Genomic DNA, 25,112 nt, shown 5'->3' on the forward strand with positions numbered 1-25,112 from the left:
CGGGTCCGCCGGCGCGCGTCATCCCTTCGTGGCGCCGACGGCGAGACCGCCGACGAGCTGGCGCTCGGCGACGGAGTAGAAGGCCAGGGCGGGAACCATGGCGAGGACGAGATAGGCGAAGACGCGCGCGTACTCCGCGGAGTACTGGCCCTGGAACTGCTGGACGCCGATCGGGATGGTCCACCAGGTGGGCTCGTTGAAGACCAGCAGCGGCAGGAGGAAGTTGTTCCAGCTGCCGACGACGGCGAGGACGGACACCGTGCCGAGAGCGGGCCGGGCCATGGGCAGCAGGATCCGCCAGAAGAAGCCGAGCGGCCCGCAGCCGTCGAGGGTGGCCGCCTCCTCCAGCTCGGCCGGGATCTCCCGGAAGAACCCGCGCAGGACGACGATGGTCATCGGCAGCCCGAAGGCCGCCTGCGGGAGGATCACCCCGAGCGGGTTGTCCAGCAGGTCCATGGAGCGCAGCAGCAGGAACAGCGGCAGCGCCGCCACCGCGAAGGGGAACATCAGCCCCATCGTGAACAGGGTGAACAGCGCCTCCCGCCCGCGGAAGGCGAACCGGGCGAAGGAGAACGCGGCGAGCGCGGACACCCCGACGACCACCACGGTCGTCCCGGCCGCGATGAGTGTGCTGCTGCCGACCAGTCGCCAGAACGAGCCGGAGCCGAGGATGTCGGTGTAGTTGGAGGTGACCCAGGGGTCGGGCAGCCCGATGGGGTTGCGGGAGAGCTGGTCGGTGGACTTGAAGCCGGACAGCACGGCGTAGACGAGCGGTACGGCCATCACCGCGCCGACGATCCCGAGGACGAGGTGCAGCGGCAGGGTCCGGCCGATCCGGCGGGCGCCCGGGCCGGTCCTGCGGGCGCTCCGGCCGGTCTTGACGACGCTCACGTGCCGCCTCCTCGCATGGTCGTGGTGGCGCCCTGGAGGTCGCGGCGCAGCACGAACCGCTGGTAGGCGAGGGCGAAGACGAGGCTGATGCCGAACATGGCCACGCTGATCGCGCTGGCGTAGCCGACCTGGTAACGCTTGAAGCCGTACTGGAACATGGTCACGGCCATCGTCTCGGAGTGGTGGTCGGGACCGCCCGCGGTGACGACCCACACCAGGTCGAAGAGCTGGATCGAGCCGATGACCGACAGGAAGACGCTGATCCGCAGGGTCGGCGCGAGCAGCGGCAGGGTGATGTTGCGGAAGCGCTGCCAGGGGCCGGCGCCGTCGATCAGGGCCGCCTCGGTCAACTCGGCCGGGATGGACTGAAGTCCGGCCAGGTAGAGCATCATGTGGAAGCCGAAGTACTTCCAGGTCATGACCAGGAAGAGCGTGGCCATGACGGTGGAGGGGTCGGCGAACCACTGCCCGCCCACCCCGTCCAGCCCGATCGCGCCGAAGACGTGGTCGGCGAGGCCGTCGTCCGGGGCGAAGATCATGCTGAACAGAACGCCGGTGATCGCCTCGGAGAGGATGTACGGCGCGAAGAACAGCATCCGGTACACGGCCCGGCCGCGGATCTTCTGGTTGAGCGCCACCGCGAGGGCGAGCGCGAAGGGCAGCTGGAGGACGAGCGAGAGTCCGACCAGGAGCACGCAGCGCCACAGGTCGCCCAGGAACACCGGGTCCTGGAAGAGTCGGGTGAAGTTGTCGCCGCCGATGTAGTCCTCGGGCATGCCGAAGCCGCCCCAGCGGAAGAACGAGGCGTACAGCGCGAACAGCATCGGCAGCAGCACGAGCGTGCCGAACAGCACCAGCGCGGGCGCCTGCAGGCCGACGGCGGTGAGCCAGTGCAGCGCCCGCCGCCGGGCCCGGCCCCGGCTCCTGCCGGCGGCCGGGGGCGGCAGGTCGACGTCCGGGCCGCTGCGCTTGTCCGGGAGGAAGGTGGAGGTCATCGCCTGCTACTGCTCTTCCTTCGCGACCTTGGTGATCGACTCGGTGACCTGCTTGGGCGACTTGGAGCCGGCGATGAGGGCGGCGACGCTGTCGTTGACCTCCTGGCCGAGGGCGGGCGCGTACGCCTGGTCGAGGTAGAGCTGGAAGCCGGTGGCAGCCTTCAACTGGGCCTGCACGGCCTTGACGTTGGGGTCGGTGATGGCGCTGTCGGCGGCCGGGACGACGGGCAGCACCCCGGTCTTCTTGACCAGTTCGGTGTCCGTGGCGGCCGAGGCGAAGAACTTCAGGAAGTCGACGGCCGCCTGCGGGGCGCCCTTGCGCAGGGCGTGCCCGCCGCCCCCGCCGAACACCTCGGTGCTCACGCCCTTGCCGCCCTCGACCGCCGGGAACGGGAAGAAGCCGAGGTTCGCGCCGAGCCCCTTGCCCGCGTCGGCCTCCACCGAGGGCGCCCACTGGCCCATGAGTTCCATCGCCGCCTTGCCGTTGCCGACGGCGGCGGCCTGACCCGTGGGGCTGTTGTAGGCGGCGCCGAGGAAGCCCTTCTGGAACGGCTGGAGGTCGACGAGGTCCTTCAGGTGCTGCCCGGCCTGGACGAACCCGTCCCCGGTGAAGTCCTTGTCGTCCCCGGCCTTCTGCAGGGCCTCGACACCGGCGGTGCCCATCGCCAGGTACGCCCAGTAGTACATGCCGGGCCACTTCTCCTTGCCGGCCAGGGCGAGCGGGGTGATCTTGGCGGCCTTCAGCTTGCGCACGGCGTCGAGGAAGCCGCTCCAGGTGGTGGGCGGGGCGGTGACGCCGGCCTGCTTGAAGAGCGCCTTGTTGTACCAGAACCCGATCATGCCGATGTCGAACGGGATGCCGTACACCTTCTTGTCCAGCAGGTAGGGCTCGCGGGCGACCGCCAGCAGGCCGTCCCCCCACTCCTTCGTCCGGTCCGTGAGGTCTTCGACCAGCCCGGCGTCGACCTGCTGCTTCAGGACACCGCCGCCCCAGGTGTGGAAGATGTCGGGGAGCTTCCCGGACGCGGTCAGCGCCGTCATCTTCGACTTGTAGGCGTCGTTCTCCAACTGGACGATCTTGATCTTCACCTTGGGGTTCTGCGCCTCGAACTGCTTGGCCAGACCGGCCCAGACGTTCTTGGCCGGCTGAGTGGTGGAGATGTTCCACCACTCGATCGTGGTCGTCCCCGACGACCCCCCGTCCGAGTCGCCGCCGCAGGCGCTCAGTGCCGTCATGCTCAGACCGGCCGCGGCGGAGGCCGCCAGGAAGCCGCGGCGGGAGAGTGCCGGGTCGCCCATCATGCGCTCCTTGATTGATCGAAAGTTTCGAACCAGATCCAGAAAGCTTCGCTGCTGCCGCACCCTAGAGACACCCTCGGACGGGTGGCAACCCCTTGAACACAGGGAATCCAGGGGCCCGCTCAAGAAACAAGGCCTGTCGGGGTCACCAAGGACGCCGAAACATTCGAGTTCGGCGGCGAACCTTACGAAGCACGGCATGGCGCGAGCGCGGTGGCCTGAAACGAACCCGTCCGCACGTGCCCCCGGGCGTCCGGTCGCCGAGCAGTCTTAACGCAAGCTTGACGCCGTCCGGCCCATGATCCGTGGGCCCGGACGTCACTCTCCGCTTACGCTGATGCCGCCGTCCGCGTGATGGCCGAAACCACACGCTGAGCCGCACATCAGGAGCACGCCGATGGCCACCACCGAGCACCCTCCCTCCAGTCGCCTGCGCACCTGGATGCTGGAGGGGCTGTCCGACATGGGCAAGGGGCACGCTCAACAGACGGCCCCGGACGCCGAGGCGAAGCCCGAGCAACACAAGGGGCAGCGCTGGTACCGGGTGATGTGCCTGACCGGCGTCGACTACTTCTCCACCCTCGGCTACCAGCCGGGCATCGCCGCGCTCGCGGCCGGCCTCCTGTCCCCCGTCGCCACCGTCGTACTCGTGGTCGTCACCCTGGCCGGAGCCCTGCCGGTCTACCGCCGGGTGGCGGAGGAGAGCCCGCACGGCGAGGGCTCGATCGCCATGCTGGAACGGCTGCTGTCCTTCTGGAAGGGCAAGCTGTTCGTCCTGACCCTGCTGGGCTTCGCCGCCACCGACTTCCTGATCACCATCACCCTGTCCGCGGCCGACGCCTCCACCCACCTGGTCGAGAACCCGCACCTGACCAGCACCCTGCACGACCAGCAGATGGTGATCACGCTCATCCTCGTGGCCCTGCTCGGCGCGGTGTTCCTCAAGGGCTTCCTGGAGGCGATCGGGGTCGCGGTCGCCCTGGTGGTCGTCTACCTCGGCCTGAACGCGGTCGTGGTGGCCGTGGGCCTGTGGCACGTGCTCACCGAGGGCCATGTGGTCACCGACTGGACCAGCGCCCTGACCGCCGAGCACGGCAACGTCTTCGCGATGATCGGCGTCTCCCTGCTGGTGTTCCCCAAACTGGCGCTGGGCCTGTCCGGCTTCGAGACCGGCGTCGCGGTCATGCCCCACGTCCAGGGCGACCCGGACGACACCCCGGAGAACCCCAAGGGCCGCATCCGGGACACGAAGAAGCTGCTCACGACCGCCGCCCTGATCATGAGCGTCTTCCTGATCGCCACCAGCTTCATCACCACGGTGCTGATCCCGGAGAAGGAGTTCGAGGACGGCGGCCAGGCCAACGGCCGCGCCCTCGCCTATCTGGCCCACGAGTACCTGGGCAACGCCTTCGGCACGGTCTACGACGTCTCGACCATCGCCATCCTGTGGTTCGCCGGGGCCTCCGCCATGGCCGGGCTGCTCAACCTGATGCCCCGCTACCTGCCCCGCTACGGCATGGCCCCGCACTGGGCCCGCGCCGTGCGCCCCATGGTCATCGTCTTCACCCTGGTCGCCTTCCTGGTCACCTGGATCTTCGACGCCGACGTCGACGCCCAGGGCGGCGCCTACGCCACCGGCGTCCTGGTCCTGATGTCCTCCGCCGCCATCGCCGTGACCATCGCAGCCCGCCGCGCCCAGCAACGCGGCTGGACCATCGGCTTCGCCGTCGTCTCAGCGGTCCTGCTCTACGTCACCGTCGTGAACGTCATCGAGCGCCCCGACGGCGTGAAGATCGGCGCCTGCTTCATCGCCGGCATCATCCTCGTCTCCCTCCTCTCCCGCCTGGCCCGCGCCTTCGAGCTGCGCGTGACCAGCGTGACGCTCGACGACATGGCGGAACGTTTCATCCGGGACATGGCCAGCCGCAAGATACGGTTCATCGCCAACGAGCCCGACCGCCGGGACAAGGCCGAGTACCGCGACAAGATCGAGCAGATCCGGGCCGACAACGACATTCCCGGCGAGGACTTCGTCTTCGTCGAGGTGACGGTCATCGACCCGTCCGAGTTCGAGTCCGGCCTCACCGTGCGCGGCGAGGTCCTGCACAACCGCTACCGCGTCCTGACCCTGGAGTCCTCCTCCATCTCCAACGCCCTGGCCGCACTGCTCCTGCACACCCGCGACTCCACCGGCTGCATCCCGCACATCTACTTCGAGTGGACCGAGGGCAGCCCCTTCGCCAACTTCCTGCGCTTCTTCCTCTTCGGCCAGGGCGAGGTCGCCCCGGTCACCCGCGAGGTGCTGCGCGAGGCGGAACCGAACCGCGCCCGCCGTCCCCGCGTCCACACCGGCTGATCCCGGGACCCGGCACCGTCAGAAACGCGTAAGAATCCGACCGCGCAACGTCAGAACCCCGTCAGCGACCCTCCCCGCGCCCCTCGCGGCGGCCTACGGTCGGGCTCATGCAAGGGCCGCAAGCGGGGCAGGGGCAAGGCCGCGGCGGCGGACCGGCGTATCCGACCGTCGACCGCCGCCGGCGCGCCGACGTCCGGCTCGCGACGGGCTGCGCGCTCGGCTTCTGCGCTCTGACGTTCCTGGTCGACTGGGACGCGGAGACCCTCACCCTCCCCCGCGCCCTGCTGTGGCTGACCCTCTCCGCCGGCGTCCTCACCGTGCTCCTCCCCCCGAGGGTCGCCGCGGGCCCCGGCCTGCTGGCCGTCAGCGGCCCGGTCCGTCGGCGCCAGGTGCACACCGACGCGCTGGTCGCCGTACGCCAGTACGCCGGGGCCTCCGCCCACCTGGTCCTGTCCGACGCCCACGGGCACCGGCTGGAACTGGACCCGCGGGTGCTCTCCGGGGACCCGCTGCTGTGGCACGAACTCGACACAGGGGCCCGCCGCTCCCTGGAACGCGGCACCCTGCGGGAAGGCGCAGAGGTGCTGGAGCGCCTGCGTCACGAGATCGACGACCCGATCGCGCAGGCGGTCCTGAAGGCCTCGGGCCTGACCTGAAGGGCGCTCAGCGCCCCTGACTCTCGATCTTGGCGTATGCGAGGGCAACGCTTGCGGCCCTATGGTGACCGGCATGCAGAGCTACACAATCGGCCAGGCGGCACGGCTGCTCGGCGTGAGCCCCGACACCGCACGCCGCTGGGCGGACGCCGGCCGGATGGCGACCCACCGCGACGAGGCCGGACGACGCCTCATCGACGGCAAGGACCTCGCCGCCTTCTCCGTGGAACTCGCCCGCGGCGACGGCCCCGCCGAGGACACCCCGTACACGTCGGCCCGCAACGCCTTCCCCGGCATCGTCACCGCGATCAAGCTCGGCGACGTCGCCGCCCAGGTCGAGATCCAGGCCGGCCCGCACCGTCTGGTCTCCCTGCTCACTCGCGAGGCCGTCGAGGAACTGGGGCTGGAGGTCGGCATGGAGGCCACGGCCCGCGTGAAGTCGACAAACGTACACATCGACCGCACCTGAACGGCGGCGGACGGCGCTCCTCTCTCTCCCCCACGCACCCTCTCCACGCAACGCACATGCGGGCCTCCAAGGGCGATCACTGCGGATTATGCGAAGCCACAGGAGACTTACACCTCGCATATGCGGCATCATCATCACGCTGGACCGTTCGAGGGATCGCAGAAACCGAGGAGTACACCGTGATGACCCGTTCCACCCGCCGCACCCTCCAGGTGACCGGCATGGGAGTCGCCGCGCTGCTGGCCCTGAGCGCCTGCTCCTCGGACGACTCCGCAGACGCCTCCACCCCGTCGGACCCGTCAGCCTCCTCGTCCTCCTCGTCCGCCCCGAAGCTCTCCGGTACGGTGACCGTCTTCGCCGCCGCCTCCCTCAAGGAGAGCTTCACCACGCTCGGCAAGGAGTTCGAGCAGGCGCACCCCGGCACGAAGGTCACCTTCAACTTCGCCGGCAGCGACTCCCTCGCCGCGAGCATCACGGGCGGCGCCCCGGCCGACGTGTTCGCCTCAGCCAGCCCCAAGACGATGAAGATCGTGACCGACGCGAAGGGCAACGCCACCGAGCCGGCCACCTTCGTCCGCAACCAGCTGGAGATCGCCACCCTTCCGGGCAACCCCGACAAGATCGCCTCCCTCAAGGACCTCACCAAGTCCGGCCTGAAGGTCGTCCTGTGCGACAAGACGGTGCCGTGCGGCGCCGCGGCCCAGAAGGCGCTGGACGCGAGCAAGCTGAAGCTCACCCCGGTCTCCTACGAACAGGACGTCAAGGCCGCCCTGACGAAGGTCGAGCTCAAGGAGGCCGACGCGGCGGTCGTGTACAAGACCGACGTGCACGCGGCCGGTGACAAGGTGGAGGGCGTGGAGTTCCCCGAGTCCGCCGACGCCGTCAACGACTACCCGATCGCCCTGCTCAAGGACTCGAAGAACACCGAGACCGCCAAGGCTTTCATCGCCCTGGTCCAGTCCGCAGAGGGCCAGAAGGTGCTGACCGAGGCCGGGTTCCTCCAGCCGTGACCGCTCCGACGAAGACCGCCCGCGCCGCGGACGCCCTGGAGGGCGGCCCGCGGCCCGGCCGCGTCCGCACGGGCGTCCCGCTCCCTCTGCTCCTCCCCGCCCTGCTCGGCCTGGCCTTCCTCCTCCTGCCGCTCGTCGCCCTCCTCGTCCGCGCCCCGTGGCACAGCCTGCCCGAGCAGCTGACCAGCGCCGAAGTGTGGCAGGCGCTCCGCCTCTCCCTCGTCTGCGCGACGGCGGCGACTGCGGTGAGCCTGGTGATCGGGGTCCCGCTGGCCTGGCTCCTCGCCCGTACGGACTTCCCCGGCCGCGGTCTGGTCCGCGCCCTGGTGACGCTCCCGCTGGTCCTGCCGCCGGTGGTGGGCGGAGTCGCCCTGCTGCTCGCCCTGGGGCGCAACGGCGTGGTCGGGCAGTGGCTGGACTCCTGGTTCGGGATCACGCTGCCGTTCACCACGACCGGCGTCGTCCTCGCGGAGACGTTCGTGGCGATGCCCTTCCTCGTCATCAGCGTCGAGGGCACGCTCCGGGCCGCCGACCCGCGCTACGAGGAGGCCGCCGCCACCCTCGGCGCCTCCCGCTTCACCGCGTTCCGCCGCGTCACCCTCCCGCTCATCGCACCGGGCATCGCGGCGGGCGCGGTCCTGGCCTGGGCCCGGGCTCTCGGCGAGTTCGGCGCGACGATCACCTTCGCGGGCAACTTCCCGGGCCGCACCCAGACCATGCCGCTGGCCGTGTACCTGGCCCTGCAGAGCGACCCGGAGGCAGCGATCGCCCTCAGCCTCGTCCTGCTGGCCGTGTCCATCGCGGTGCTGGCAGGGCTGCGGGACCGCTGGATGACCGCGTCATGAGCAGCGCCATGCGCGACGATGCCCACGTGACCGACATCGCCGACGCCGCCCGCCCCGAGGGCACGGCCGACCAGGGCCTCGACGCCCGCCTCGTCGTCGACCACGGCTCCTTCCGCCTCGACGTGACCCTGACGGCCGCGCCCGGCGACGTCCTCGCCCTGCTCGGCCCGAACGGCGCCGGCAAGACCACCGCCCTGCGCGCCCTCGCCGGTCTCACCCCGCTCTCCGGCGGCCGTCTCCGGCTGGACGGCGCGGCGTTGGAGCGGACGCCGCCGGAGTCCCGCCCGGTCGGCGTGGTCTTCCAGGACTACCTGCTCTTCCCGCACCTGACCGCCCTCGACAATGTGGCGTTCGGCCCGCGCTGCCAAGGCGCGACCAAGGCGGAGGCACGGGCCGAGGCCTCCGCCTGGCTGGAGCGCATGAGCCTGACCGCCCATGCCGGCGCCAAGCCGCGCCGCCTCTCCGGCGGCCAGGCCCAGCGCGTCGCCCTGGCCCGCGCGCTCGCCACCCGGCCCCGGCTGCTGCTCCTCGACGAGCCCCTCGCCGCACTCGACGCCCGCACCCGCTTGGAGGTGCGCGCCCAGCTCCGCCGCCATCTCGCCGAGTTCGAGGCCGTCGCCGTCCTGGTCACGCACGACCCGCTGGACGCCATGGTGCTGGCAGACCGGCTGGTCGTCGTCGAGGACGGACGGGTCGTCCAGGAGGGCTCCCCGGCCGACATCGCCCGCCACCCGCGCACGGAGTACATCGCGCGTCTCGTCGGCCTGAACCTCTACCAGGGCCGCGCCGACGGCCACACCGTCCACCTGGACACCGGCCCGACCATCACCACCACGGAGGTCCTGTCCGGCCCCGCCTTCGTCGCGTTCCCGCCGAGCGCGGTCACCCTTCACCGCGACCGCCCCACCGGCGCAAGCGCCCGCAACCTCTGGCGCTGCGAGGTCGCCGGTCTGGAGACCCACGGCGACCAGATCCGCGCCGACCTCACCGGCGAACTCCCCCTGGCCGCCGACCTCACCACGGTCGCCGCCGCCGAGCTCGACCTGCACCCGGGCGCCGAGGTCTGGGCCACCGTCAAGGCGACGCAGACCCACGCATACCCGGCATAAAACGCTCGGGGCCCTACCGTTGGTGCCCATGACCCTGAGCATCCGCAATCAGCTCCCCGGCACCGTCACCGCCGTCCACCCCGGCGAGGTCATGGCCACCGTCGGCATCCGTCTGACCGGCGGCCAGGACCTCACGGCGGCCATCACGCTGGAGGCCGTGACCCACCTCGGCCTCACCACCGGTACCGCGGTCCGCGCACTGGTGAAGTCGACGGAGGTCTCCCTGGCCACCGGCTCGGTCGACGGCCTCTCGATCCGCAACCGGCTCCCCGGCACGATCACCGGTCTCACGATCGGCGGCGCCATGGCCGCCGTGAAGATCACCGTGCCGGGCGGCGAACTCACCGCGGCGATCACGACGGACGCGGCCACCGACCTCGGCCTCTTCGTGGGCTCCGACGTCATCGCACTGATCAAGGCGACCGAGGTGTCCCTGACCACCGACTAGAACCTGCCCGGCCGACCGAGATGGGGTCCCCCTCCGAGGGTGGGGCGCCCCCTCTTCGATCCCAACGGCCGGCCCCCGCCCGCCAGGGACAAGGCATGCCGCCCGTCCTCGCCGTCATCCCGCCCGAAGATCCGTGCCGGTGTCTGCGGGGTCCCGACCGCATCCACACCGCCCACCGGCTGCGCGAGAAGACGTCCGTCCGTGCCATAACGGCGGAGCCGGCAACGCACCCCACAGCTCACCACCACGCCGATGACGACCAGCAAGCGCGCCGCAGCGGCCCCGGACCGGGACGCCCTGTCCGATCACTGGGAGGGCGTCCCGCTCATCGGCAAGGACGGCGACTCGACTGGGAAGGCTCAGCGGAGCGCCCCGCTCAGTCCTCGTACGCGTCCAGCGGGGGGCACGAGCAGACCAGGTTCCGGTCGCCGAAGGCCTGGTCGATCCGGCGCACCGGCGGCCAGTACTTGTCGGCGGCGGACACCCCGGCCGGGAAGACGGCCTCCTCACGCGTGTACGCGTGCTCCCAGTCCCCGCCGAGCGCGGCCGCGGTGTGCGGAGCGCCCCGGAGCGGGTTGTCCTCGGCCGGCCACTCGCCGGCCCCGACCTTCTCGATCTCCGCGCGGATGGCGATCATCGCCTCGCAGAAACGGTCCAGCTCGATGAGGTCCTCGGACTCGGTCGGCTCGATCATCAGCGTCCCGGCCACCGGGAACGACATCGTCGGCGCGTGGAACCCGTAGTCGATGAGCCGCTTGGCGACGTCGTCGACGCTCACCCCGGTCGCCTTGGTCAGCGGCCGCAGGTCGATGATGCACTCGTGCGCTACCAGCCCGCCCGGGCCGGTGTAGAGCACCGGGTAGTGCGGCTCCAGCCGCTTGGCGATGTAGTTGGCGCTGAGCACCGCGACCTGCGTGGCCCGCTTGAGCCCCTCGCCGCCCATGAGCCGCACATAGGCCCAGGAGATCGGCAGGATCCCGGCAGAGCCCCAGGGAGCCGCCGAGATCGGCCCCACACCGGTCTCCGGCCCGGCGGCGGGCTGCAGCGGGTGGTTCGGCAGATACGGCGCCAGATGCGACCGTACGGCGACCGGCCCGACCCCCGGACCGCCACCGCCGTGCGGGATGCAGAACGTCTTGTGCAGGTTCAGGTGCGAGACGTCCCCGCCGAAGTGCCCCGGCTTGGCGAGCCCGACGAGCGCGTTGAGGTTGGCGCCGTCGACGTACACCTGCCCGCCCGCCTCGTGCACCTGCGCGCAGATGTCCGCGACGTGCTCCTCGAAGACCCCGTGCGTGGACGGATAGGTGATCATCAGCACCGCCAGCTCGTCCCGGTGCTGCTCGATCTTCGCCCGCAGGTCCTCGACGTCGATCTCGCCGTCCTCGGCGGTCTTCACGACGACGACCTTCATGCCCGCCATGACGGCGCTGGCCGCGTTCGTGCCGTGCGCGGAGGACGGGATGAGGCACACCGTCCGCTGTTCGTCCCCGTTGCCCCGGTGGTACCCGCGGACGGCGAGCAGTCCGGCCAGCTCCCCCTGCGACCCGGCGTTCGGCTGCAGCGACACCTTGTCGTACCCGGTGACCTCGGCGAGCCGCTCCTCCAGCTCCCGGATGAGCGTGAGGTAGCCCTCCGCCTGCTCGGCAGGCGCGAAGGGGTGCAGCTGCCCGAACTCGGGCCAGGTGACGGGCTCCATCTCGGTGGTCGCGTTGAGCTTCATGGTGCAGGAGCCCAGCGGGATCATGCCCCGGTCCAGCGCGTAGTCCCGGTCGGCAAGCCTGCGCAGGTAGCGCAGCATCGCGGTCTCGGAGCGGTGCCGGTGGAAGACGGGGTGCGTCAGGATCGCGTCGGACCGCAGCAGCCCGGCGGGCAGAGCGTCGGCCGTGGCCGTGTCGAGCGACTCGATGTCGCCGTCCACGCCGAAGGCGGCCCAGACCGCGGCCACCTGCGCCCGCGCGGTCGTCTCGTCGCAGGCGATCGACACCTGGTCGGCGTCGACGAGGTGCAGGTTGACCCCGTGCTCCCGCGCGGCGGCGACGACCTCGGCGGCCTTCGCCGGCACCCGCACGGTCAGCGTGTCGAAGTACGACCCGTGCACGACCTCCACACCGCCGGCCTCGAGCCCGGCGGCGAGGATCGCCGCGTACCGGTGGGTGCGCAGGGCGATCGCCCGCAGCCCCTCCGGCCCGTGGTAGACGGCGTACATTCCCGCCATCACCGCCAGCAGCACCTGCGCCGTGCAGATGTTGCTCGTGGCCTTCTCACGCCGGATGTGCTGCTCACGCGTCTGCAGCGCGAGCCGGTAGGCCTTGTGCCCGTCCGCGTCGACGGACACCCCGACGAGCCGCCCGGGCAGGCTGCGCGCGAACTTCTCGTGGACGGCCATGTAGCCGGCGTGCGGCCCGCCGAAGCCCATCGGCACCCCGAACCGCTGCGTCGTACCGACCGCGATGTCCGCCCCCAGCTCACCGGGCGACTTCAGCAGCGTCAGGGCGAGCAGGTCCGCGGCGACGGTGACGAGCGCGCCGAGCCCGTGCGCCTGGTCGACGATCGCCGTGAGGTCGCGCACGGCGCCGGAGGCTCCGGGGTACTGCACGAGCACGCCGTTGATCTCGCGCTCGGCGAGCTCCGCGGGAATGCCGTCGCTCAGGTCCGCGACGACGACCTCCACGCCGGTCGGCTCGGCGCGGGTCTCGATCACGGCGATGGTCTGCGGCAGCACGTCCGCGTCGATGAGGAAGAGGCCCTTCTTGTTCTTCCCCATCCGCCGGGACAGCGCCATCGCCTCGGCGGCGGCCGTGCCCTCGTCGAGCAGCGACGCGCCGGAGGTCGGCAGCCCGGTCAGGTCGGCGACCATGGTCTGGAAGTTCAGCAGCGCCTCGAGCCGCCCCTGCGAGATCTCCGGCTGGTACGGCGTGTAGGCCGTGTACCAGGCCGGATTCTCCATGACGTTGCGCAGGATGACGGGCGGCGTGAACGTCCCGTAGTACCCGAGCCCGATCATCGAGTCGAGAACCTGGTTGCGGTCGGCCAGCGAGCGCAGCTCGGCCAGCACCTCGGCCTCGGTGCGCGCGCCCGGCAGGTCCAGCGTGTCGGCGTTCTTGATCACATCCGGGACGGCGACGGCGGTGAGCTCGTCGAGCGAGCCGTAGCCGACCTGCGCGAGCATCTTGGCCCGCGCCTCGAGGTCGGGTCCGATGTGGCGCTGCTCGAAGGGGATTCCCTGTTCGAGTTCGGAGAGCGGAATGCGATCGGCGGTCATTTCTGAGGCCTCCTGGTCTGACACGACCTTCGAGGGTCACCACGGCGCGGGTACCCGGACGGCCTCCCCCTCTGTCATCTCAACCTGAGAGCTTCACCGGCCGCCCGAGGACAGCCGGCTTTCACCGTCGGTGAGAGCGGAAGCCGTCGACGCCGTCGGCACCCGCCCTGCTTTCCAGAGTGACCTCGTCCGTGCGGTACGTGAGCCTGAGAGATTCCGGGGAGGATTTGCTCCTTCGGCGCCTCCGATGGTGTCCGGAGGACTCTCCCGCACGGGGTCAGCAGCCGTTGCCAGACTACCAGCGAGGTCAACGCCGCCCTCTCGAGTGGCCGCCCGTCCCAAAGTGCTCTTTTGTAGTGCTTACGGATGAGTTGCGACCAAGTGGAGGGCCCGTGCAGACCGACATCGATCCGCGCAACCTGATCGGCCGCAAGGCGTTCGACCGCAACGGCACCAAGATCGGCACCGTCGACGAGGTCTACCTCGACGACGCCACCGGCGTGCCGGAGTGGGCCGCCATACGCACCGGTCTGTTCTCCCGCGACGCCTTCGTCCCTTTGGAGCCCAGCGAGCTGGTCGAGGGCACCCTGCACATCCCCTTCGACCGTGCCCTGATCAAGGACGCCCCGGACTTCGGCGTAGGCCGCCATCTCTCCCCTGAACAGGAACTCCAGCTCTACCACCACTACGGCCTCGACGTGGCCGCCCCGCCCCCGCTCCCCGACCACGACTTCGGCCGGCTGGCGGGCACGGACGAGAGCTGAGCCCCCTCAGACACAGGCCTGTATCAGCGCCCGGAGGATCCCCGCAGGGTCGTACAGCGGCCGGGCGCCATCCGTGACGACTCTTCGCGTCCCGTCGTCGACCGGATCGGCCCGCGCCCAGTCGGGAGAGCCGACGCCCATCTCCACCTCCAGACCGGAATCGGTGACATAACGCCGTTCGGTGATGGGCCCCCACGCCTGGACGCGGACCAACGCCCCCAGGGACAGCTCACGCGCCCAGCCGTCGTCGTCGGCGTACCGATCAGTGGCCGTCGACAACAGCACGAAATCGACGTCGGAGTCGGGACGCACGGCGCCACGCGCACACGACCCGACGAGGAGCAGCCCGACCACGTCGCTCCGGTTCGCGGACCAACGGGTGACCCGATCCACCACCTGCCGCATCTCGGCTTCACGCTCCGGCGACGCCTCACCCGCGTCCACGACCCGACCTCCATGCAGTTTCATGCAGCCCCCTCCCCTACCGGCGCCACTCGCAGACACCGCCACCCCTCCGACTCACCCCAAACTGCGAGCCGCTTCACTCTGTGTAACTGATCCGTTCCGCCGAGAGTTCCCGGTCCCGTCGTTTTCATCAGGTATTCGCCGCACCAGTGGCAGCGGATCCGCCGGCTCCAGCTCCGGGTCGTCGGTCCGGAAGGTGCGCACCCGGCCCGGCTGCGACTCGGGCGTCTCGAACCGCACGGTGACCCGGCCCAGCCCACTGCCCTGCACCCACCCGTGGCCGAGCTCGGCATGCCGCACGTCGTGTCCCGGGCGCCACTGGTGCTCGACCGGCGCGGGATCCTCGCCGACGGGCTCGTCCGCGAGTTCCTCCTCGGGCCCTTCCGCCCGCTCCTCCGCCGCCTGGGCGAACAGGTCCTCCTGCGTGAAGTCCGCCAGACCGCTGACGCCCACGCCGAGCAGCCGCACCCCGCCCGTCGTGTCCACGGAGTCCAGCAATCGGGCCGCCGCCTCCCGGATCACCGCCGGATCGTCCGTGGGACCGCGCAGGGTCTCGGACCGGGTGAGCGTGGAGAAGTCGTACCGCCGCACCTTCAGCACGATGGTCCGCCCCGACAGACCCGCTCCCCGCAGCCGCCGCACACACCGGTCCGCCAGCCGCTGCACCTCCAGCTCGACCCGGACCCGATCGTGGATGTCCACGTCATACGTGTCCTCGACCGACACCGACTTGGTCTCCCGCTCGGCCACCACGGGCCGGTCGTCATGCGCCAGCGCCATGGCGTACAGGGCGTGCCCATGGGCCTTGCCCAGGAGCCGCACCAACTCGTCCTCACCGGCCTCGGCGATCTCGTCGACCGTGGTGATCCCGGCCCGCCTCAGATGGTCTCCGGTCGCCGGCCCGACCCCCGGCAGCGTCCGCACCGACATGGGCCCGAGCAGGGCCCGCTCGGTACCCGGCTCGATCAGCACGAGACCGTCGGGCTTCGCCTGCTCCGAGGCGATCTTCGCGAGCATCTTGCAGGAGGCCAGACCCACCGAACCGGTGAGCCCGGTGGCCGCCCGGATGTCCGCGCGCAGCCTGATGCCGGCCAGCCGCGCCGACTCGCTGTCCCAAGCCGCTTCCCCGGCCTCCAGGTCCACGAAGGCCTCGTCCAGGCTCAGCGGCTCCACCAGCGGCGACAGCGCCCCGAGCAGCTCCATGACCTGCTCGCTGATCGATCGGTAGAACGCGAAGCGCGGCACGAGATACGCGGCGTTGGGAGCCAGCCTGCGCGCCTGGGCCATGGGCATCGCCGAGTGCACCCCGAAGACCCGGGCCTCGTACGAGGCGGTCGCGACCACTCCGCGGGGCCCCAGACCGCCCACGACCACGGCTTTCCCGCGCAGACTCGGCTTGGACGCCTGCTCCGCCTGCGCGAAGAAGGCATCCATGTCGAGATGCAGGATCGTGGGCGCGTTTCTCACATGTCCGATGCTGCACCACACCACTGACAATGAGGTCGTACAGCCGCCCCCCGTGTCTCGCGAGGAGCCTCAGACCGCCCGGTTGCGCCGACGCGCCAGCTCGTCCGCGGGGTTGTGCCCGACGAGCGTCTCACCGGTGTCGACCCGCTCTCCGTGCAACTGCGACAGCGCGCTCTCGACGTCCCGCCACACCACGCCCACGGCGATCCCGAAGATCCCCTGACCGCCCTGAAGCAGCGCGTGCACCTCGTCCGGCGAGGTGCACTCGTAGACCGTGGCGCCGTCGCTCATCAGCGTCATGCGCTCCAGGTCGCTGAAGCCGCGCTCCCGCAGATGCTGGACGGCGGTGCGAATGTTCTGCAGCGACACCCCGGTGTCGAGGAAACGTTTGACGATCTTCAGGACGACGACGTCCCGGAAGCTGTACAGCCGCTGCGTCCCCGACCCGTGAGCGGGCCGTACGCTCGGCTCGACGAGCCCGGTGCGGGCCCAGTAGTCCAGCTGCCGATAGGTGATGCCCGCGGCCGCACAAGCCGTCGGGCCGCGATAGCCGATCTGCTCGGACGCCATGGATGTCGCCCCTCCGCTGCTCGGCACGGCCGCCGGTCGATGCGGGGCGTGATCGGCCGCGCTGCCGTGAGGGGGATACCCCCTGCTCGAGCGCAGCTGAGAGCTTGGGGGAGGGTACAGACCGCTCCCCCCGACACCGAGTCCGGGGGCACCCCCAGCCGTACCGTCGCCGCTGCTTCTCACGCCGACCTCCGTCCTTGACCTGCCTTCTCGACGGTAGGCAGTCACCCGGGGTGCGTCAACGATCGCCACACTCGGCACGCCGAGTGATAATCACCCTAGGAGTGGTTTCCCGCGCCCCACCGCGGGGAAAGGCTAGCCGAATGCGCCGGGAACTAGCCGTAGGACGCTCTCATCGCCGCTGGCATTTGCCGTGAACAGGACGGGCGCCCCGAACGGGACGCCCATGTCACGCCTGTGTGCCGACTACTGGTTGCTGGTGCCGAAGTCCTCGGGCGAGATCTGGTCGAGGAACTCACGGAACTTCTCCACCTCGTCCTCCTGCTCGTCCGGGATGGCGATCCCCGCGTCGTCGAGCACCGTGTCACTGCCATAGATCGGCGTCCCCGTACGCAGCGCCAGCGCTATGGCGTCGGACGGCCGCGCACTCACCTCGACCCCGCTGGCGAAGACCAGCTCCGCGTAGAAGACGCCCTCACGCAGATCCGTGATGCGCACCTCGGTGAGCTCCTGGCCGACGGCCTCCAGCACGTCCTTGAACAGGTCGTGGGTCAGCGGTCGCGCGGGGGCCATGCCCTGCTGGGCGAAGGCGATGGCCGTCGCCTCCCCCGGCCCGATCCAGATGGGGAGGTAGCGGTCGCCTCCCACTTCACGCAGCAGCACGATCGGTTGGTTGGAGGGCATCTCGACCCGGACACCTACGACATCGAGCTCGTTCACACAGCAACCCTAGGCCGTGCCCGGGACGTTTGGGTAGTCGGGCCGGGAACGGGTGACCGATCCACCCTGGGCGAAACCGCCCGCTCAGGGCAGCCGCACCCCGAGCGCGGTCTGCACCAGCGCAGCGTGCAGCCGCACCGTGAGCCCCGCGAGCTCCTTCGTACGGGCCTCCGCATGGGCCCTGGTCTGCGGATTACGGTGTCGCCTGAGAGGAGCCACCACCTGGTCCACGAGCCCGGCCTCACGATCGGCCGCGGCCTTCATCACCCGCAGATGCCGGGGCTCGATCCCGAACCTGCCCAGTTCGGCCACGAGCGCGGCCACCGTGGCCGCCTCTGCGTCGTAGACCCCGTCCTCCAAGGGCACGACGAGCCCGTACGACTCCCACTCCGCGAGCTCCGGCTCACCGATTCCGGCAGCCGCCAGCAGCTCGGACCGGCCGATCCGGGCGACGGTCGGCACCTCCGAGGGTTCCAGGACGGCCTCTCCGTCCCGCTGCCGGCCGACGGACGGCAACGGCGCGGCCTCCCCGCGCTCCATGGCGGCCAGATGCTCACGGATGACCTTGAGCGGCAGGTAGTGGTCCCGCTGCATCCTCAGCACGTGACCGAGGCGCTCGACGTCCTCCGCGCTGAACTTGCGGTACCCCGACGGGGTCCGCTGCGGCTCGACGAGCCCTTCCGACTCCAGGAAACGGATCTTGGAGATGGTGACGTCGGGAAACTCGTCGCGCAACGCGTTCAGCACGGTGCCGATGCTCATCGGACCACCGTCCGCGGCGGCGGCGCCGTGTCCGGCACCGCCCCTCGGTGTTCGAAGCATGGACCTTCCCTGGGGTCCCCCCGGACGGCGTCCGGAGGAGGGTCAGTAGCCCCGCTGGCTCGCGTAGAAGACCAGCCGGTACTTGCCGATCTGCACCTCGTCACCGTTCGACAGAGCGACCTCGTCAATCCGCTCCCGGTTGACGTACGTGCCATTCAGACTGCCGACGTCCGCCACCCGGAACGTGCCGTCCGGGTTGCGCCGGAACTCCACATGGCGACGCGAGACCGTCACGTCGTCGAGGAAGATGTCACTCTGCGGGTGACGACCGGCCGTGGTCAGGTCGCCGTCCAGGAGGAAGCGGCTACCCGAGTTCGGACCGCGACGCACGACCAGCAACGCGGAACCCAGCGGCAGCGCGTCGACCGCGGCCTGCGCCTCGGGAGAGAGCGCGGGCAACTGTGTCTGGCCGGTGACCTCGGCGTCGTAGGCCTCGAGACCGGAAATGGAGATGGTGGAGGTCGTCTCCGACGCGCGCTCGGGCGTCAGCCCGGGACGCAACGGAGCGCCGCAATTGGAGCAGAAGCGGCTGTTCTCCGCGTTGCGGTTACCGCACCTCGTACACACCAGGGCCGACATAGGGGAAAACCCTCCACCCGCACTTGAGGTTGACGGTTGGCCGAAACCTATGCCGCCGGACTGCGCAGGGTCAACAGACGCCGCACCCTGACCTCCGGAAATGTCGCCGCCCGGACCACCCATCTGGTCCCTGAACAGCGGCCGCTGACCCTCTGCGTCGGGCTGTGCGCGATGACGAGCGGTCGCGTTGTCGCTACCCTCTCGCGCGCTCTTGCCGAACAACTTCGCAAACAACTTCACGGGCGATTCCCCTTGACCGAAACAGACCCGCCCGTGGGGCAGGACGAACCCTGACTGAATACACCGGCCGACCCGGACACCTTCACAACGTCCATGTCCACCAGACAGTTTCCACCACGCACCACCCGATCGGTGCGCCGACCCCCCGCAACCTCATGCCCCTGCCGGACGCCCCCCATGCACCACCGGTTCACTGGACCGACGACCGAGCGTAGTCAGGCTGCTTCGCCGCTCGCAAGGCGTCCACGACGATCTTGTCCGACCGCTCGACAGTCACGGTGGCCTGCTCCTTCTCCAGAGTCTGCACCACGCCTCCCGGGATGTTCAGCGCCGGCTCGAGGTCCTGCGGGTTGCCGATGACCTTGAAACGAAAGGGCGCGTTGATCTTGTTCCCGTCGACGCTCACGCTCTTGCCGGAATCCGTCAGGTACGTGCCGGCGACGACCCGTACACCGTTCACCTGGATCGCCTCGGCCCCGGCCGCGCGCAGCTCCTGGATCGCGTCGAGCAGCATGTCCGCCTGGACCGTCCCCTTCGTGTCCTCGATGGTCATCGTGATGCCGGGCCCCTGCGCAGCCACCGTGCCCGCCAGAATGCCGAGTTGCCTCTCCTTCTCGACCGTCTGCTTCCGGGCCTCCTCCGCCTGGTCGGAGCTGTTCTCCAACTCCTGCTGCTGCTTCTCGAGTCCCTGCTTCTCGTCCTCAAGACGCTGACTGCGGTCGTCGAGTTCATCGAGGATGCGCACAAGATCTTCCTGACGCGCGCCGCGCAGAGCGTTTCCGCTGTCGCTGTTGGAGGCGACCTGCACCGCCAGGCCGAAACCCAGGCCGAACAGCAGCAGAGCCACGATGAATTGAGCCCGCGACACCCGCGGCGGCCACAGCCCCTGCACCAGCCGCTGCCGACCGGTCAGCACGGGCTCGGCAGGCTCCTGGGCCGCACCGTCCGCGGAGGACGTCGCAGGCACCTCGTCGGGCAACTCCTTGCGCAGCCTGTTCTCGGGCGCCTCATCCTGGTCGCTCATCGGCCTCACGCCCGGAAGACGTGCCGACGGATCGCCGCGGCGTTGGAGAAGATCCGGATGCCGAGGACGACCACGACCCCCGTGGACAGCTGCGACCCCACGCCCAACTCGTCGCCCAGGAACACGATCAGGGCGGCCACGACCACGTTCGACAGGAACGACACCACGAACACCTTGTCGTCGAAGATGCCGTCGAGCATGGCGCGCAGCCCGCCGAACACGGCGTCCAGCGCCGCCACCACGGCGATCGGCAGATACGGCACGACGGCTGCCGGAACCTCTGGCTGGACCAACAGGCCGGCCACGACTCCCACGACGAGGCCCAGTACGGCGATCACGATGCGTCCTTCTCAGTTCTCGGCTGTGCTGTACGTACGATCACACTCGGTGCGGCCGGCAGCCGGACGTCTTTCGCCACGGAGATGGCCGTCCGGATGCCGTAGTTCTCCTGCAGGGCGTTGAGATACAGCCCGTCGGCGCTGTTCTGGAACCGGGTGCTGAGGTTTTTCCCGTCCCCCACCGCGAGCACCGTGTACGGCGGCACCAACGGCTTGTTGTCGACCAGTATCGCGTCCCCCGCGGCCCTGATCGCCGACAGCGCCGTCAGCCGCTGTCCGTTGATGGAGACGGCCTCGGCGCCCGACGCCCACAGCCCGTTCACCACACGCTGCATGTCACGGTCCCGAACCCGCCCGGTGTCGGAGAAACCGGAGGTCTCGCGCGGGTCGCCGTCGCCGCCCGTGGTGGCTTCCTTGGCGTCGTCCACGACCAGTTTGACGCCTGGGCCGTGCACCTCGACGGCGCCCGACAGGATGCCCACCAGGTCCGCCTGGTCGCCGCCCCCGCTCTGCTTGAGCGCCTTCTGCTGCCGGGCGCTCACGTCGTCGCGCAGCTTGTCGACGGTGCTCTCGAGCTTGTCGGCCGCCTCGGTCTCGCGGTCGATGCGGTCGATCAGTTCCTCGCGCTCCTTGGCGACGACCGGAGCCGCGACCCGCGCCTGCGCCGCGCCGACGGTGACCACGAGGGCCGCGAGCACCAGCCCTGCGGCAAGACCGAGCTTCGCCCGCACCGTCTTGGGCAGGCCGCCCGCGCCGTCGGCCCGCTTACGGGCGGCTGCCTCGGCATACCCGTCGTCGAGGCTGTGATCCATGACGTTGGTGAGCAGCGACATGGACGCGTCCGGGCGCGACGCGCGCGCGGGTGTGCTCCGAACGGGGGGCTGCTGCGGCATGCCGCACATCGTCGCACGTCGCGCCCAGTACCTCCGAATGGCCCCACCGGCGTGCCGGACAGGCCCCGCGGGGGCACGTGTCCGGCACGCGCGCGTGCGCGTGGATCAGCGTCCGGCGCTGTCCACGACCGAGGACCACTCGTCGAGCAGAGCCTGCGCGGACGCGTCGTCCGGCCCCTCCGCCCACAGATGGGTGACGGCCTCGGCCGGGTCGGGCAGCACCATCACCCAACGCCCGTCCGTCTCCACCACCCGTACACCGTCGGTGGTGTCCACGAAGCGATCTCCGGCCGCTTCGACGACCCGCCGCATCACCAGTCCCTTGACGGCCCACGGGGTCGCCAGATCCCGCTTCAGGACGTGCGCCCGCGGGATCCGCGCGTCGATCTGGCTGAGGGTGAGCTGCGTCCGCGCCACCAGCCCGATCAGCCGCACGAAGGCCGCCGTACCGTCGAAGACGCTGCTGAACTCCGGGACGATGAAACCGCCCTTGCCGTCCCCGCCGAAGATGGTCGTCTCGTCCTGTCCGACCCGGGTGAGGTCGTCGGGCGACGTCGTCGTCCACTCGACCTGCGTCCCGTGATACGCCGCCACCTGCTCGGCGATCCTCGTGGTGGTGACCGGCAGGGCCACCCGCCCGCTGCGCCGCTCGGCGGCCACCAGGTCGAGCAGCACGAGGAGCGCCCGGTCGTCCTCGATGATCCGGCCCTTCTCGTCGACGAGGGAGAGCCGTTCACCCACCGGGTCGAACCGCACGCCGAAGGCGGCCCGCGACGAGGCCACGATTTCCCCGAGCCGCACGAGCCCGGAGCGCCGCTGGTCGCCTGTCTCCGTCGGCCTGGCCTCGTTCAGGCCGGGGTTGATGGTCAGCGAGTCCACGCCGAGCTTCCCCAGGAGACTCGGCAGCACCAGCCCGGCGCTGCCGTTCGAGGCGTCCACGACGACCTTGAGCCCGGACTCGGAGATCCCGGTCGTGTCCACGTTCCGCAGCAACGATCCGGTGTACGAGTCGAAGACGCTGGCCGGGAAGTACAGGTCCCCGATCTCTCCGGGGAACGCCCGCCGGTACTCCTGCCGCGCGAACACCCGGTCCAGCTTCCGCTGACTGCCCTGCGACAGGTCAGCGCCCTGCCCGTCGAAGAACATGATGTCCACGGAGTCCGGCACCCCGGGCGAGGTCCGGATCATGATCCCGCCGGCACTCCCCCGCGCGGTCTGCTGCCGCGCCACGGGCAGCGGTACGTTCTCCAGGTCGCGTACGTCGATGGCGCTGGCCTGGAGCGCGGAGATGACCGCCCGCTTCAGGGCACGGGCGCCACGGGAGTGGTCTCGGGCCGTGGTGACCGTCGACCCCTTCTTGAGGGTCGTGGCGTAGGCGCCGGCGAGACGCACGGCCAGCTCGGGCGTGATCTCGACGTTCAGGATTCCGGAGACCCCGCGGGCGCCGAAGAGGTGCGCCTGCCCCCGCGACTCCCAGATCACCGATGTGTTGACGAACGCACCGGCTTCGATGGTCTTGAAGGGATAGACGCGCACATTGCCCTGCACGATCGATTCTTCACCGATCAGGCATTCGTCGCCGATGACGGCGCCGTCCTCGATCCGGGCCGCCCGCATGATGTCGGTGTTCTTTCCGACGACACAACCCCGCAGATTGCTGTGCTGCCCGACATACACGTTGTCGTGCACGACGGCCTTGTGCAGAAACGCCCCGCTCTTCACGACGACGTTGGATCCGACGACCGTGTGCTCGCGGATTTCGGCGCCGGCCTCGACCTTCGCGTAGTCCCCGATGTACAGGGGCCCGCGCAGTACGGCATCGGGGTGTACTTCGGCACCCTCCGCCACCCACACGCCGGGCGAGATCTCGAAGCCGTCGAGCTCGACGTCGACCTTGCCCTCCAGCACGTCGGCCTGGGCCTTCACGTAGCTCTCGTGCGTACCGACGTCCTCCCAGTAGCCCTCGGCGACGAAGCCGTAGACCGGCTTGCCTTCCTTCATCAGCTGCGGGAAGACATCACCCGACCAGTCGACGGGCACATCGGCCTCGACGTAGTCGAAGACCTCGGGCTCCATGACGTAGATACCCGTGTTCACCGTGTCCGAGAAGACCTGGCCCCAGGTCGGTTTCTCCAGGAAACGCTCGACCTTGCCTTCTTCGTCGACGATGGTGATGCCGAATTCCAGCGGATTGGGCACACGCGTCAGACAGACGGTGACCAGCGCACCCTTTTCCTTGTGGAAGTTGATCAGCTCGGTGAGATCGAAGTCCGTGAGGGCATCGCCGGAGATGACGAGGAAGGCGTCGTCCTTCAACGCCTCCTCTGCGTTCTTGACGCTTCCGGCGGTACCGAGTGGCTTCTCCTCGTTGGCATAGCTGAGCTCCATTCCGAGCTCCTCGCCGTCACCGAAGTAGTTCTTGACCAGCGATGCCAGGAACTGGACAGTTACGACGGTCTCGTTGAGCCCATGCCTTTTGAGCAGCCTCAGAACGTGCTCCATGATCGGCCGGTTGGCCACCGGCAGGAGCGGCTTGGGCATGCTTGAGGTCATGGGACGAAGGCGTGTGCCTTCGCCTCCGGCCATCACGACGGCCTTCATGTCGGAAGCGTCCTCCTAAAAAGAGACGACGGTCTAGCCGACTTCACCCGTCCAGATTGTCCCGCACTTTCCCGCCGCGGGCCATCGAGCCACTGCTGCTGCCGATCGGCGAGGTCAGTCGGCCATGGCGTCCGCACGAACGAGGCGGCGGACCTGTACCACGTAGAGGACTCCTGCCCACCAGTAGAGCGTTGTACCCCATCCGGCGAACGCCCATCCGAAAATAGCAGCGAGTGACGCCAGCCACCCGCTTCCGTCACTGAGCAGAAGCAGCGGGAAGGCGTACATCAGGTTGAAGGTGGCTGCCTTCCCCAGGAAGTTCACCTGCGGCGGGGGATACCCGTGTCGCCTGAGGATGCCCACCATCACCAGCAGAACCAGCTCGCGCGCAAGAAGTACAGCGGTCAACCAGAGAGGCAGAATCTCCCGCCAGGTGAGACCGACCAAAGTTGAGAGAATGTAGAGCCGGTCCGCAGCCGGGTCGAGGAGCCGGCCGAGGCTGCTGATCTGGTTCCAGCGCCGCGCGAGCTTGCCGTCCAGATAGTCGCTGACCCCGCTGAAAGCCAGCACGAGAAGAGCCCAGCCGTCGCTCTGCGGCCCTCCGAACTCAGGCCGGAGGATCAGCCACAGGAACACGGGCACGCCGACGAGACGCGCCATGCTGAGGATGTTCGGGATGGTGAGCACCCGGTTTGTCTGGACACGGGTCTCCTGGACCTCCACCCGGGGGCCTCCAGTAGAAAATGAGCCAACGATGCCCCCTGACCATACCCCAACGCAAAAAAGCTCTGGCTCTTGGGCTATGTGCCCAAGAGCCAGAGCTCTAAAAGGAGTTCGGCGGTGTCCTACTCTCCCACAGGGTCCCCCCTGCAGTACCATCGGCGCTGTAAGGCTTAGCTTCCGGGTTCGGAATGTAACCGGGCGTTTCCCTCACGCTATGACCACCGAAACACTGTGAAACACGCAGCCGCACCACGCTGTGGCAACGTGGGGCTGTTCGTGGTTTCAGAACCGACACAGTGGACGCGAGCAACTGAGGACAAGCCCTCGGCCTATTAGTACCGGTCAGCTTCACCCATTACTGGGCTTCCACATCCGGCCTATCAACC

General features: G+C 69.6%; 23 protein-coding genes, 2 rRNA genes and 1 riboswitch. Of the genes, 8 read left to right on the plus strand and 17 right to left on the minus strand.

The window, feature by feature from the left end; genetic code table 11:
* Positions 1–18: 18 nt before the first annotated feature.
* From ACIBAF_RS11185 to ACIBAF_RS11195, 3 genes are all read right to left on the minus strand, one after another.
* Positions 19–783 (minus strand): carbohydrate ABC transporter permease, encoded by a 765-nt coding sequence (locus ACIBAF_RS11185; RefSeq protein ID WP_399462930.1) that lies wholly within the window; start codon positions 781–783, stop codon positions 19–21.
* A 104-nt stretch (positions 784–887) separates the two neighbouring features.
* Positions 888–1,886, minus strand: a complete 999-nt coding sequence (locus ACIBAF_RS11190; RefSeq protein ID WP_399462898.1) for a carbohydrate ABC transporter permease — start codon at positions 1,884–1,886, stop codon at positions 888–890.
* 6 nt (positions 1,887–1,892) lie between these two features.
* Positions 1,893–3,185, minus strand: coding sequence for an extracellular solute-binding protein (locus ACIBAF_RS11195; protein ID WP_399462931.1), 1,293 nt, complete (start codon positions 3,183–3,185; stop codon positions 1,893–1,895).
* Between the two features lie 397 nt (positions 3,186–3,582).
* Here ACIBAF_RS11195 and ACIBAF_RS11200 point away from each other — a divergent pair, with 397 nt between their 5' ends.
* The 7 genes from ACIBAF_RS11200 to ACIBAF_RS11230 all read left to right on the plus strand — a co-directional run bounded on the left by ACIBAF_RS11200 (position 3,583) and on the right by ACIBAF_RS11230 (position 10,078).
* Entirely contained in the window at positions 3,583–5,541 is a 1,959-nt protein-coding gene (locus tag ACIBAF_RS11200) for an amino acid transporter (RefSeq protein ID WP_399462899.1), read from the plus strand.
* Positions 5,542–5,648: 107 nt separating this feature from the next.
* Entirely contained in the window at positions 5,649–6,197 is a 549-nt protein-coding gene (locus ACIBAF_RS11205) for a hypothetical protein (protein WP_399462900.1), read from the plus strand.
* 73 nt (positions 6,198–6,270) lie between these two features.
* Positions 6,271–6,666 (plus strand): molybdopterin-binding protein, encoded by a 396-nt coding sequence (locus ACIBAF_RS11210; RefSeq protein ID WP_399462901.1) that lies wholly within the window; start codon positions 6,271–6,273, stop codon positions 6,664–6,666.
* A gap of 182 nt (positions 6,667–6,848) precedes the next feature.
* Positions 6,849–7,676 (plus strand): molybdate ABC transporter substrate-binding protein, encoded by an 828-nt coding sequence (gene modA / locus ACIBAF_RS11215; RefSeq protein WP_399462902.1) that lies wholly within the window; start codon positions 6,849–6,851, stop codon positions 7,674–7,676.
* A complete protein-coding gene (gene modB / locus ACIBAF_RS11220; protein WP_399462903.1) occupies positions 7,673–8,521 on the plus strand; it encodes a molybdate ABC transporter permease subunit in 849 nt (282 codons plus the stop codon). Before modA ends, modB begins: the two co-directional genes overlap by 4 nt.
* An 8-nt stretch (positions 8,522–8,529) precedes the next feature.
* Complete coding sequence (locus ACIBAF_RS11225) at positions 8,530–9,630, plus strand: ABC transporter ATP-binding protein (RefSeq protein ID WP_399462932.1); 1,101 nt, start codon at positions 8,530–8,532, stop codon at positions 9,628–9,630.
* Between the two features lie 28 nt (positions 9,631–9,658).
* Positions 9,659–10,078: a molybdopterin-binding protein gene (locus ACIBAF_RS11230; RefSeq protein WP_399462904.1), complete on the plus strand. Its 420-nt coding sequence runs from the start codon at positions 9,659–9,661 to the stop codon at positions 10,076–10,078.
* A gap of 376 nt (positions 10,079–10,454) precedes the next feature.
* Here the strand turns inward: ACIBAF_RS11230 and gcvP are convergent, their stop codons facing one another.
* Positions 10,455–13,340, minus strand: coding sequence for an aminomethyl-transferring glycine dehydrogenase (gene gcvP, locus ACIBAF_RS11235; RefSeq protein ID WP_399462905.1), 2,886 nt, complete (start codon positions 13,338–13,340; stop codon positions 10,455–10,457).
* Positions 13,341–13,524: 184 nt separating this feature from the next.
* Positions 13,525–13,620, minus strand: a riboswitch (glycine riboswitch).
* Positions 13,621–13,732: 112 nt separating this feature from the next.
* Here gcvP and ACIBAF_RS11240 point away from each other — a divergent pair.
* A complete protein-coding gene (locus tag ACIBAF_RS11240; RefSeq protein ID WP_079663616.1) occupies positions 13,733–14,104 on the plus strand; it encodes a PRC-barrel domain-containing protein in 372 nt (123 codons plus the stop codon).
* Positions 14,105–14,110: 6 nt separating this feature from the next.
* On the opposite strand, the gene ACIBAF_RS11245 is transcribed toward ACIBAF_RS11240, so the two are convergent.
* The 13 genes from ACIBAF_RS11245 to ACIBAF_RS11305 all read right to left on the minus strand — a co-directional run.
* Complete coding sequence (locus tag ACIBAF_RS11245; protein ID WP_399462906.1) at positions 14,111–14,572, minus strand: nucleotidyltransferase domain-containing protein; 462 nt, start codon at positions 14,570–14,572, stop codon at positions 14,111–14,113.
* 51 nt (positions 14,573–14,623) lie between these two features.
* Positions 14,624–16,036: a DNA polymerase IV gene (locus ACIBAF_RS11250; RefSeq protein WP_399462907.1), complete on the minus strand. Its 1,413-nt coding sequence runs from the start codon at positions 16,034–16,036 to the stop codon at positions 14,624–14,626.
* Between the two features lie 69 nt (positions 16,037–16,105).
* Positions 16,106–16,789, minus strand: coding sequence for a MerR family transcriptional regulator (locus tag ACIBAF_RS11255; RefSeq protein WP_399462908.1), 684 nt, complete (start codon positions 16,787–16,789; stop codon positions 16,106–16,108).
* Positions 16,790–17,032: 243 nt separating this feature from the next.
* Positions 17,033–17,506: a bifunctional nuclease family protein gene (locus tag ACIBAF_RS11260; protein ID WP_004934251.1), complete on the minus strand. Its 474-nt coding sequence runs from the start codon at positions 17,504–17,506 to the stop codon at positions 17,033–17,035.
* An 84-nt stretch (positions 17,507–17,590) separates the two neighbouring features.
* A complete protein-coding gene (locus ACIBAF_RS11265; protein ID WP_399462909.1) occupies positions 17,591–18,328 on the minus strand; it encodes a MerR family transcriptional regulator in 738 nt (245 codons plus the stop codon).
* Positions 18,329–18,370: 42 nt separating this feature from the next.
* On the minus strand, positions 18,371–19,147 hold the full coding sequence (locus tag ACIBAF_RS11270) for an FHA domain-containing protein (protein WP_399462910.1): 777 nt from the start codon (positions 19,145–19,147) through the stop codon (positions 18,371–18,373).
* A 190-nt stretch (positions 19,148–19,337) separates the two neighbouring features.
* The gene (locus tag ACIBAF_RS11275; RefSeq protein ID WP_399462911.1) at positions 19,338–20,171 is read right to left on the minus strand and encodes a DUF881 domain-containing protein; all 834 of its coding nucleotides are present in this window, start codon (positions 20,169–20,171) and stop codon (positions 19,338–19,340) included.
* 5 nt (positions 20,172–20,176) lie between these two features.
* Positions 20,177–20,509 carry a small basic family protein gene (locus tag ACIBAF_RS11280; protein WP_020133151.1) on the minus strand — a complete coding sequence of 111 codons (333 nt, stop codon included), beginning with the start codon at positions 20,507–20,509 and terminating at the stop codon, positions 20,177–20,179.
* Positions 20,506–21,402, minus strand: coding sequence for a DUF881 domain-containing protein (locus tag ACIBAF_RS11285; RefSeq protein ID WP_399462912.1), 897 nt, complete (start codon positions 21,400–21,402; stop codon positions 20,506–20,508). The genes ACIBAF_RS11280 and ACIBAF_RS11285 overlap by 4 nt, the downstream gene beginning before the upstream one ends.
* 105 nt (positions 21,403–21,507) lie before the next feature.
* Positions 21,508–24,003: a sugar phosphate nucleotidyltransferase gene (locus ACIBAF_RS11290; protein WP_399462913.1), complete on the minus strand. Its 2,496-nt coding sequence runs from the start codon at positions 24,001–24,003 to the stop codon at positions 21,508–21,510.
* 114 nt (positions 24,004–24,117) lie between these two features.
* On the minus strand, positions 24,118–24,726 hold the full coding sequence (locus tag ACIBAF_RS11295) for a CDP-alcohol phosphatidyltransferase family protein (RefSeq protein ID WP_319348035.1): 609 nt from the start codon (positions 24,724–24,726) through the stop codon (positions 24,118–24,120).
* A gap of 109 nt (positions 24,727–24,835) precedes the next feature.
* Positions 24,836–24,952 (minus strand): 5S ribosomal RNA (rrf, locus tag ACIBAF_RS11300).
* Positions 24,953–25,038: 86 nt separating this feature from the next.
* Positions 25,039–25,112 (minus strand): 23S ribosomal RNA (locus ACIBAF_RS11305); the annotation flags it as partial.

This window comes from Streptomyces sp. NPDC051677, from assembly GCF_044453465.1.
GTDB lineage: Bacteria > Actinomycetota > Actinomycetes > Streptomycetales > Streptomycetaceae > Streptomyces.

Coding starts and splice junctions, on each gene's coding strand:
- ACIBAF_RS11285 (WP_399462912.1), bottom strand. CDS start 21,402: ATGCCGCAGCAGCCCCCCGTTCGGAGCACACCCGCGCGCGCGTCGCGC.
- modA (WP_399462902.1), top strand. CDS start 6,849: ATGACCCGTTCCACCCGCCGCACCCTCCAGGTGACCGGCATGGGAGTC.
- ACIBAF_RS11195 (WP_399462931.1), bottom strand. CDS start 3,185: ATGGGCGACCCGGCACTCTCCCGCCGCGGCTTCCTGGCGGCCTCCGCC.
- ACIBAF_RS11190 (WP_399462898.1), bottom strand. CDS start 1,886: ATGACCTCCACCTTCCTCCCGGACAAGCGCAGCGGCCCGGACGTCGAC.
- ACIBAF_RS11210 (WP_399462901.1), top strand. CDS start 6,271: ATGCAGAGCTACACAATCGGCCAGGCGGCACGGCTGCTCGGCGTGAGC.
- ACIBAF_RS11225 (WP_399462932.1), top strand. CDS start 8,530: ATGCGCGACGATGCCCACGTGACCGACATCGCCGACGCCGCCCGCCCC.
- ACIBAF_RS11200 (WP_399462899.1), top strand. CDS start 3,583: ATGGCCACCACCGAGCACCCTCCCTCCAGTCGCCTGCGCACCTGGATG.
- ACIBAF_RS11205 (WP_399462900.1), top strand. CDS start 5,649: ATGCAAGGGCCGCAAGCGGGGCAGGGGCAAGGCCGCGGCGGCGGACCG.
- ACIBAF_RS11230 (WP_399462904.1), top strand. CDS start 9,659: ATGACCCTGAGCATCCGCAATCAGCTCCCCGGCACCGTCACCGCCGTC.
- gcvP (WP_399462905.1), bottom strand. CDS start 13,340: ATGACCGCCGATCGCATTCCGCTCTCCGAACTCGAACAGGGAATCCCC.
- ACIBAF_RS11290 (WP_399462913.1), bottom strand. CDS start 24,003: ATGAAGGCCGTCGTGATGGCCGGAGGCGAAGGCACACGCCTTCGTCCC.
- ACIBAF_RS11245 (WP_399462906.1), bottom strand. CDS start 14,572: ATGAAACTGCATGGAGGTCGGGTCGTGGACGCGGGTGAGGCGTCGCCG.
- ACIBAF_RS11185 (WP_399462930.1), bottom strand. CDS start 783: ATGGCCGTACCGCTCGTCTACGCCGTGCTGTCCGGCTTCAAGTCCACC.
- ACIBAF_RS11275 (WP_399462911.1), bottom strand. CDS start 20,171: ATGAGCGACCAGGATGAGGCGCCCGAGAACAGGCTGCGCAAGGAGTTG.
- ACIBAF_RS11265 (WP_399462909.1), bottom strand. CDS start 18,328: ATGCTTCGAACACCGAGGGGCGGTGCCGGACACGGCGCCGCCGCCGCG.